Annotated in this window: 9 protein-coding genes; 8 read left to right on the top strand and 1 reads right to left on the bottom strand. The window is 68.4% G+C overall.

Going from position 1 to position 6,762, the window contains the following annotated elements:
* Nucleotides 1-152 precede the first annotated feature (152 nt).
* The 4 genes from DYI42_RS22625 (at nucleotide 153) to DYI42_RS22610 (ending at nucleotide 1,288) form a co-directional block, all read left to right on the top strand.
* A complete protein-coding gene (locus tag DYI42_RS22625; protein ID WP_213549212.1) occupies nucleotides 153-362 on the top strand; it encodes a hypothetical protein in 210 nt (69 codons plus the stop codon).
* A gap of 67 nt (nucleotides 363-429) precedes the next feature.
* Nucleotides 430-672, top strand: coding sequence for a hypothetical protein (locus tag DYI42_RS22620; RefSeq protein ID WP_213549211.1), 243 nt, complete (start codon nucleotides 430-432; stop codon nucleotides 670-672).
* Nucleotides 673-757: 85 nt separating this feature from the next.
* A complete protein-coding gene (locus DYI42_RS22615; protein WP_213549210.1) occupies nucleotides 758-1,024 on the top strand; it encodes a hypothetical protein in 267 nt (88 codons plus the stop codon).
* Nucleotides 1,025-1,108: 84 nt separating this feature from the next.
* Nucleotides 1,109-1,288 carry a CTP synthetase gene (locus tag DYI42_RS22610; protein WP_213549209.1) on the top strand — a complete coding sequence of 60 codons (180 nt, stop codon included), beginning with the start codon at nucleotides 1,109-1,111 and terminating at the stop codon, nucleotides 1,286-1,288.
* Between the two features lie 23 nt (nucleotides 1,289-1,311).
* Here the strand turns inward: DYI42_RS22610 and DYI42_RS22605 are convergent, their stop codons facing one another.
* The gene (locus tag DYI42_RS22605) at nucleotides 1,312-2,076 is read right to left on the bottom strand and encodes an alpha/beta fold hydrolase (RefSeq protein WP_213549208.1); all 765 of its coding nucleotides are present in this window, start codon (nucleotides 2,074-2,076) and stop codon (nucleotides 1,312-1,314) included.
* 77 nt (nucleotides 2,077-2,153) lie between these two features.
* Here DYI42_RS22605 and DYI42_RS22600 point away from each other — a divergent pair, with 77 nt between their 5' ends.
* The 4 genes from DYI42_RS22600 to DYI42_RS24530 all read left to right on the top strand — a co-directional run.
* Nucleotides 2,154-2,525 carry a hypothetical protein gene (locus tag DYI42_RS22600; RefSeq protein ID WP_213549207.1) on the top strand — a complete coding sequence of 124 codons (372 nt, stop codon included), beginning with the start codon at nucleotides 2,154-2,156 and terminating at the stop codon, nucleotides 2,523-2,525.
* Nucleotides 2,526-2,843: 318 nt separating this feature from the next.
* Nucleotides 2,844-4,259 (top strand): YcjX family protein, encoded by a 1,416-nt coding sequence (locus DYI42_RS22595; RefSeq protein WP_213549206.1) that lies wholly within the window; start codon nucleotides 2,844-2,846, stop codon nucleotides 4,257-4,259.
* A complete protein-coding gene (locus DYI42_RS22590; protein ID WP_213549205.1) occupies nucleotides 4,256-5,263 on the top strand; it encodes a YcjF family protein in 1,008 nt (335 codons plus the stop codon). Before DYI42_RS22595 ends, DYI42_RS22590 begins: the two co-directional genes overlap by 4 nt.
* A 66-nt stretch (nucleotides 5,264-5,329) precedes the next feature.
* Nucleotides 5,330-6,762: DUF2339 domain-containing protein (locus DYI42_RS24530; RefSeq protein WP_213549203.1), on the top strand; the 1,433-nt coding region annotated here is incomplete at its 3' end.

The raw sequence follows: 6,762 nt of genomic DNA, 5'->3' as shown, positions 1-6,762 counted from the left end.
GGTTTCGGGTTTGATCATCAATCACTTGCCTTGGGGTTACCGGGGTTCAACCCGGGCGGGCCGGTGCGGTTCCGGGAACCGGGGTGCCGGATGGGCGTTTGGGATCCAAGGGCCGCGCGTTGCGGCCCGTGCCTGTTGGAAGGAGTCAGAAGATGCCGAGCCGTGCCAAGGTGATCCTCTATGCCCTCGGGGTCATGGCCGCGGCGGGCGCGTTGTTCCTGCTGTTCACCGGGTTGGCGTGGCTTGCGGCGATGGTCTTCGTGGCGGCGCTGTTGCTGTGTCTCGGCGTCTGGTGGACGGGGCGGAACCGGGACGGGCAGAGAGACGCCTTGGCCGAAGGGCGTGACGGCGGCGGTCGATAGGTGTGTGCGGATGCTCTGAGGGAACAGTGCGGGCGAGGTCCGGGTTGTCTTTCAAAGGAGATATGACATGAAACATGGTTGGAGACTGGTTTTCGTCCCCCTCGCCGTGGCCTGCATTGCCGGTGCGGCTTTGGTCCTGTTCCTGGCGATGGCCTGGGTGAGCGCGGCGGCCTTCGGGACGGCGGCGCTGATCGGCCTGGTGCTGGGCGTTCCTTTCGGCCTCTGGGCCACGAAGAAGCTGCGCAGGGATGACCCGGAGTGGTCGGAGCGGCGCGATGCCCATGTGCCGAACCCACCGCCGCTTGTTTGAAACGGCTGTCCGATCGGGGTTAGCAAATTGTTAACTATGAGTGGCGCAGGCTTGGGCCATGCGCCAAGTCGTCCTTTGCCTCGTCATGTTCGTCCTTCTCGCCTGCAACACGGTGAAGGAGGACCTGCCGGGCTATTCCGCCCGCAAGGTGCAGGCGATGGGCTACACCTTCAACGTCTTTGCCGACGACCCGGAGTTTCAGGTCGTGCGGACCAACTTCGGCTTGCCCAATTCGCGGACCTACCCCGAAGCCGTGGCGCTGGCGGTGAAGAAGGCAACGGGTTGCGAGGTGTCGGAAGGTTCGCTCGTCGGGGATTACAACCTGACGAAGGGAAAGATGCACTGCCCGTGAGGCCGTGGTTGATACATATCAAGGTTTGAATGTTTGATCCCTGCCAGACTGCGCTGTGGACGCGCCCTGACACGGAGGCTGGAGATGCTTCGGCTCGCAATGGTTCTTTATTCGCTCATCGGCACGACGCTGGCCGGCAGCTTCGTGGTGGTCTCGCTGGTCATGGGCTATGACACGCTCTGGCCGATCCTGATTGCGGCGGCGGTGGGCGCCGTGGCGGCGGTGCCGGTTTCGGTGCTCGTGGCGCGGCAGATCAGCGGGTAGCGGTGGGTGGGCAGGTGCCCACCCTATGCGGACAGGAAGGCTTCGACGGCGGCTTCGAACTCGCGGGGTTTCTCGGCGTGCAGCCAGTGGCCTGCGCCCGGGATCTTGATTTGCCGGGCCTCCGGAAAGAGCGCCTTGATCGTCGGGCGGGCGCTTGGCTGGATGTAGTCACTCTCGCCGCCGGCGGCGAAAAGGGTGGGGCCGTTGAATTGGCCGGTCGGCTCTGGCCAGCCGACAATCTTGCCCATTTCAGCATCCAGCGCATCGAGGTTCAGCCGCCAGCGGGGTGGATCGGCCTTGAGATCCAGCGATTGCAGCAGGAAGGCGCGGACGGAGGCCTCGTCGATGCTGGCCGCGAGGCGCTTGTCGGCCTCCGAGCGGGAGGAGAGGCCCGAAAGATCAAGCCCGCGCATGGCCTCGATCAGGTGGCCCTGGGTGTGGCTGTAGGCGACGGGTGCGATATCGGCCACGACGAGGCGGCGGATCAGCTCGGGGCGGGAGAGCGCCAGCACCATGGAGGTTTTGCCACCCATGGAGTGGCCCAGCAGATCGACCGGCGCGCCCTCGGCCTCGATCACCTCGGCAAGGTCGTCGGCGAGGTCGGCGTAGCTGTGGCTGTCGAACCAGGGGCTTTTGCCGTGGTTGCGCATATCGACGGAGATCACCGGGCGGGGGCCCGAGAGCCGCTTGGCGATGACGTTCCAGTTGCGCGCCGAGCCGAAGAGGCCGTGGGCGATGAGGAGGGTGGGGGCGGAGGTGTCGCCCTCGTATCGGGTAATGGCCAGCATGGGCTGGGCATAGCGCGGCGGCGGGGCCTGCTCAAGCGGGGTTTTCGGCGGGCGCGGAGGCGGATAGAAGCCTCGCCATGGAGCATCCGGTGAAACAGGTGGCCGACGGGCTGGCGCAGATGATGGCCGAGCGGCTGGGCGTGCGCCGTGGCGAGACATTGGCGGAGAAGCTGCGCAAGGGCGGGCGGCTGTTGCCGAAGAAGGTGCGGCGCGAGGCGGCTTATATCGCCGAGACCGAGGCACGGATGGAGGTGCCGAAGTTTGCCTTCCAGTATGACGCGGCGCGCATCGAGAAGGCCGAGAAGATGGTGCGGCGGTTTCTGGAGGAGGTTGACCCGGCGGACCGGCGCAAGGGCATCGTGCTGGGCATTCTGGGGTGGCTGGCGTTCAACTTCCTGGTGATCTCGGGGCTGGTGATCTGGTGGCTTTGGGAGAGCGGGCGGATTTGACAACAGGTTAGTTTGGCACCCGTGTGACGGGAGCCGTGCAGCGCCGTCCCGCGGGGTGGCGCGTGCAGCGGCAGTTCGGGTGCGATTTATGGTGCAGTGGTCATCTGACCTCCGAGGGGAGCGCTTCCCTTACCGAAGCGCCGCCCCGGGGGGCGGGTCGGCGCTGCACGGCGGCTTCGCCTTGATTCCGTGCAGGGGCATGGGAGCAAGCGTGCCGACGAAAGCCGTGCCTCTTGGCGAATGCCGATTGGCTGCGCTGCACTAGCCAATGCTTCTTACGCCCCCTAAGTATCTGCTGGAACGGAGAAAGGGGCAGGCGTGGTTTTTTCCACCATTGCGGATGGGGTGACGCGGAGCGTCGAGACGGTCGGGCACGTGGTGACCGGGGGCTTTCTGGAGCCGCGCATTCGGCTCGGGGTCACCGGCCTCAGCCGCGCGGGCAAGACGGTGTTCATCACCTCGCTGGTGGCCAACCTGATGGATCGCGCGCGGATGGGCGGGCTGCGCGCCGCCGCCGATGGCGCGATCAGCGCGGCCTATTTGCAGCCCCAGCCGGACGACACGGTGCCGCGCTTTGCCTATGAGGATCATCTGGCGGCGATGGTCGGCCCCGCGCCGCATTGGCCCGAAAGCACGCGGGCGGTGAGCGAGTTGCGCCTGAGCCTGAAGGTCCAACCGGGCGGGCTGCTGGGCGGCTTGCGCGGGCCGCAGGTGGTGCATCTCGATATCGTGGATTACCCCGGCGAATGGCTGCTGGACCTCGGGTTGCTCGACCTCAGCTATGACGATTGGGCGGCGCAGGCGCTGGAGAAGGCGCGGGCGCGGGAGCAGGGCGCGGGGTTCGTGGCGGCGCTGGAGGCCGTGGACGGCGCGGCGAAGCTGGAAGAGCCGGTGGCCAAGCGGCTTTCAGACGCCTTTGCCGACTATCTGAAGGCGGCGCGGGAGGCGGGCTATTCGGATTGCACGCCGGGGCGGTTCTTGCTGCCGGGGGAGCTGGAAGGCAGCCCGGCGTTGACCTTTGCGCCGCTGCCGCCGGGCGAGGCCGGGCGCGGCTCGCTCCGGCGTGAGATGGCGCGGCGGTTTGAGGCCTACAAACGCGCGGTGGTGAAGCCGTTCTTCCGCGATCATTTTGCCGAGATCGACAGGCAGGTGGTGCTGGTGGATGTGCTCGGGGCCATTCACGCGGGGCCGAAGGCGCTGGAAGATTTGCGCCAGGCGATGGCCGACATTCTGGGCGCGTTCAAACCCGGGCGGAACGGCTGGCTGACGCGGCTGCTGGGCGGGCATCGGGTGGAGAAGATCCTGTTTGCCACCACCAAGGCGGACCATCTGCATCACCGGCAACACGGCAACCTGACGGCGATCACCGAGGCGCTGCTGCGCGAGGCGAAGGACCGGGCGGATTTTGCCGGGGCGAAGACGCAGGCGATGAGCATCGCCGCGCTGCGGGCCACCACGGAGGAGACGCGCCAGCACGAGGGCCGCGAGATCGACCTTGTGCGCGGCACTCTGATGGAGACCGGCAAGAAGGCGGCGATGTATCCCGGCGCGCTGCCTGAAGATCCCGGACGGTTGCTGGGCGCGGCGCGCGGCGGGCGCGAGAGCTGGCTCGATGGCGATTATGCGGTGATGAAGTTTGCGCCTGCCGAAGTGTCGCTGAGCCCCGGGGAGGGGCCGCCGCATATCCGGCTGGACCGGGCGGCGGAGTTTCTGATCGGGGATCGGTTGAGATGAGCGAGAAGAGCGGGCCGCTGGTGTTCGAGGTGGAGGATGACGCGCCGGGGCCGGACAAGGCCCCGCCCGTGCCCGACATGATCCCGCAGGAGCGGGCGGCGATGCAGCGGCTGGCGGCGGCTTCTGCCCGCCCGAAGAGCCGTTTGGCGACGCTGTTCTGGGCCGGGCTTGGAGGCGTGGTCTCGCTGGTGGTCTCTGTCGCGGCATGGGACTTCGTGGTGCGCTTATTGGAGCGCGCGCCGGTGCTGGGCTACATCGCCACGGCGCTGATTGCGGTGACGCTCTTTGCGCTCGCGATCATGGCACTGCGGGAGCTGGCGGCCTTTGCCCGGCTGTCGCGGCTGGATGGCATCCAGAAGGCGGCAGCGGGGGCCCTCGTGAGCGGCGAGCTGAAGGAGGCGCGCGCCGTGGTGGACCGGCTCGACAAGCTCTATGCGCTGCGCGACGACACGAAATGGGGCCGCGACAGGCTCGCGGAGCGGCGGGGCGATGCCTTTGACGCCGATGCGCTGTTGTCGCTGGCCGAGCGCGAGCTGCTGGTGCCGCTCGACATGGCCGCTCAGGCCGAGGTGGAGGCCGCCGCGCGGCAGGTGGCCACGGTGACGGCCATCGTGCCGCTGGCGCTGGCGGATGTGTTCACCGCACTGACCTCCAACATGCGGATGATCCGGAGGATTGCCGAAGTCTACGGCGGGCGAGCAGGCGTGTTCGGCTCATGGCGGCTGACCCGCACGGTGCTGGCGCATCTGGTCGCCACCGGCGCGGTGGCGGTGGGTGATGATCTGATTGGCTCTGTTGCGGGGGGCGGGGTGCTGAGCAAGCTGTCGCGCCGCTTTGGCGAGGGGGTCATCAACGGGGCGCTGACCGCGCGGGTGGGCGTGGCGGCGATGGAGGTGTGCCGCCCGCTGCCCTTTGGCGAGGGGCGCAGGCCGAGCGTGACCGGCCTCGTGCGCCGCGCGCTGACCGGGCTGTTTGGGCACCGCGAAAGCCCAGAGGAGAGCTGAGGCGCGGCTTCCCTGCGACGAAACAAAGGGTTACTGTCTCCCGACGAGGGGCCGTGAGGGCGGATTTTGGACGTTGTTGTTGTTTTTCTGGCGCTTGCCGTCATTGGTCTGTTGATCTGGATGATCGCGGTGCAATCCGGGCTGGGGCGGCTTCAGCGCAACCTCGACCGGGCCCTTGGTGAGATCGAGGGGCTGAAGAGTGCCGCGCGGTCTGCGGCCCAGACATCCGCAGCGGATACGCTTGCCGCGGCCAACACCGAGACCGAGACCGAGACGCCTGACCGGAAAACCGCGAATGAGGTGCCGCCCCCTGCCGCAGAGAGCGAAAAAGCGGAGCCTGCCGAGGCGGGCGCGCCGCAGGACGGCCGCCGCAAGCTGCCGTGGGAAGAGGGCTATGACCCGGCGGTGGACCGCCCGGCCGAGCCGATTGCCCCGCCGGCGCCCGGGGCGAGCCAGAAGATGGTGCTTTGGCTTCAGGCCAACTGGTTTTATGCCGTTTCCGCCCTGTCGCTCGCGCTCGCCGGTCTGTTCCTTGTGCAATACGGGATCGAGCAGGGCTATCTGACGCCTGTCATGCGCGTGGCCGCGGCGCTGGCGCTGGGCGCGGCGCTGATCGCGGGAGGCGAGTGGATCAGGCGGCGGCACGGCGAGAAGGAGGCGGTGGCCTACCTGCCCGACACCTTCAGCGCGGCGGGGCTGGTCTCGCTCTACGGCGGGGTGCTGGCGGCGCGGGGGCTCTATGACCTGATCGGCGCGGGCCCGGCGATGGCGGGGCTTGTGGCGGTGTCCGTCGGGGCGCTGCTGCTGGGCTGGCTGAACGGGCCGGTGCTGGCGGCCTTCGGCCTGATCGGCGCGGGCGCGGCCCCCTTCCTTGTGGGCGGCGAGGCCGACAGCGCGACGCTGTTCTACGTCTACTACGGGCTGCTCGGCGTGGCGGGCCTCGGGATTGACGCCTGGCGGCAGTGGCGCTGGGTTTCGGTTCTGGCCCTGGGCGTGGCGGGCCTTGGCGGGCTGGCCTGCTTTGCCCCCTCGGGCGAGATGCCGGGCTTCGCCATTCTGCTCACCGTGCTGGTGCTCGCCTCCATGGCCTTCCCGCGGCGCGAGATCGGGCCGACGCATGCGGGTGGCGCTCCGCTGATGGGGCTGGCCAACCGCAAGGCAGGGTGGGGCGGTTTTGACGTTTGGCTGCCCTGGGGCGCGATGGCGGCGGCCTGCCTTGTGCTGCTGGTGCTGCCACGCGATGGCTCGGCGGAGTTTCTGCTGATCGAGGGGCTGCTGACCGTGCTGATCCTCGCCGTGGCGCTCTGGGCGTGGCAGGCGCGGGCGCTGAGCGAGCTGGTGCTCTTCCCGGCGCTGGCTTTCCTAGCCGTGATCCCGCTGGAGAGCCTGATGGGCAGCGTGCTGATGCGTGACACCCTGCGCCCGGACCCGACGGGGGTGCCGGTGCCCGCGCTGCCGCTGGAGGCGAGCCTGGTGCTGGCGATGGCGGCTCTTGGCAC

The sequence above is a fragment of the Vannielia litorea genome (assembly GCF_018424695.1).
Lineage (GTDB): Bacteria > Pseudomonadota > Alphaproteobacteria > Rhodobacterales > Rhodobacteraceae > Vannielia > Vannielia litorea_A.
The sequence above is the reverse complement of the archived record's forward strand: the minus strand, read 5'-3'. Positions and strand labels throughout refer to the sequence as shown.

Excerpts from the sequence above, each read along its gene's own strand:
- DYI42_RS22615 (WP_213549210.1), top strand. The coding sequence starts at position 758 with ATGTTCGTCCTTCTCGCCTGCAACACGGTGAAGGAGGACCTGCCGGGC.
- DYI42_RS22590 (WP_213549205.1), top strand. The coding sequence starts at position 4,256 with ATGAGCGAGAAGAGCGGGCCGCTGGTGTTCGAGGTGGAGGATGACGCG.
- DYI42_RS22610 (WP_213549209.1), top strand. The coding sequence starts at position 1,109 with ATGCTTCGGCTCGCAATGGTTCTTTATTCGCTCATCGGCACGACGCTG.
- DYI42_RS22605 (WP_213549208.1), bottom strand. The coding sequence starts at position 2,076 with ATGCTGGCCATTACCCGATACGAGGGCGACACCTCCGCCCCCACCCTC.
- DYI42_RS22620 (WP_213549211.1), top strand. The coding sequence starts at position 430 with ATGAAACATGGTTGGAGACTGGTTTTCGTCCCCCTCGCCGTGGCCTGC.
- DYI42_RS22600 (WP_213549207.1), top strand. The coding sequence starts at position 2,154 with ATGGAGCATCCGGTGAAACAGGTGGCCGACGGGCTGGCGCAGATGATG.
- DYI42_RS22625 (WP_213549212.1), top strand. The coding sequence starts at position 153 with ATGCCGAGCCGTGCCAAGGTGATCCTCTATGCCCTCGGGGTCATGGCC.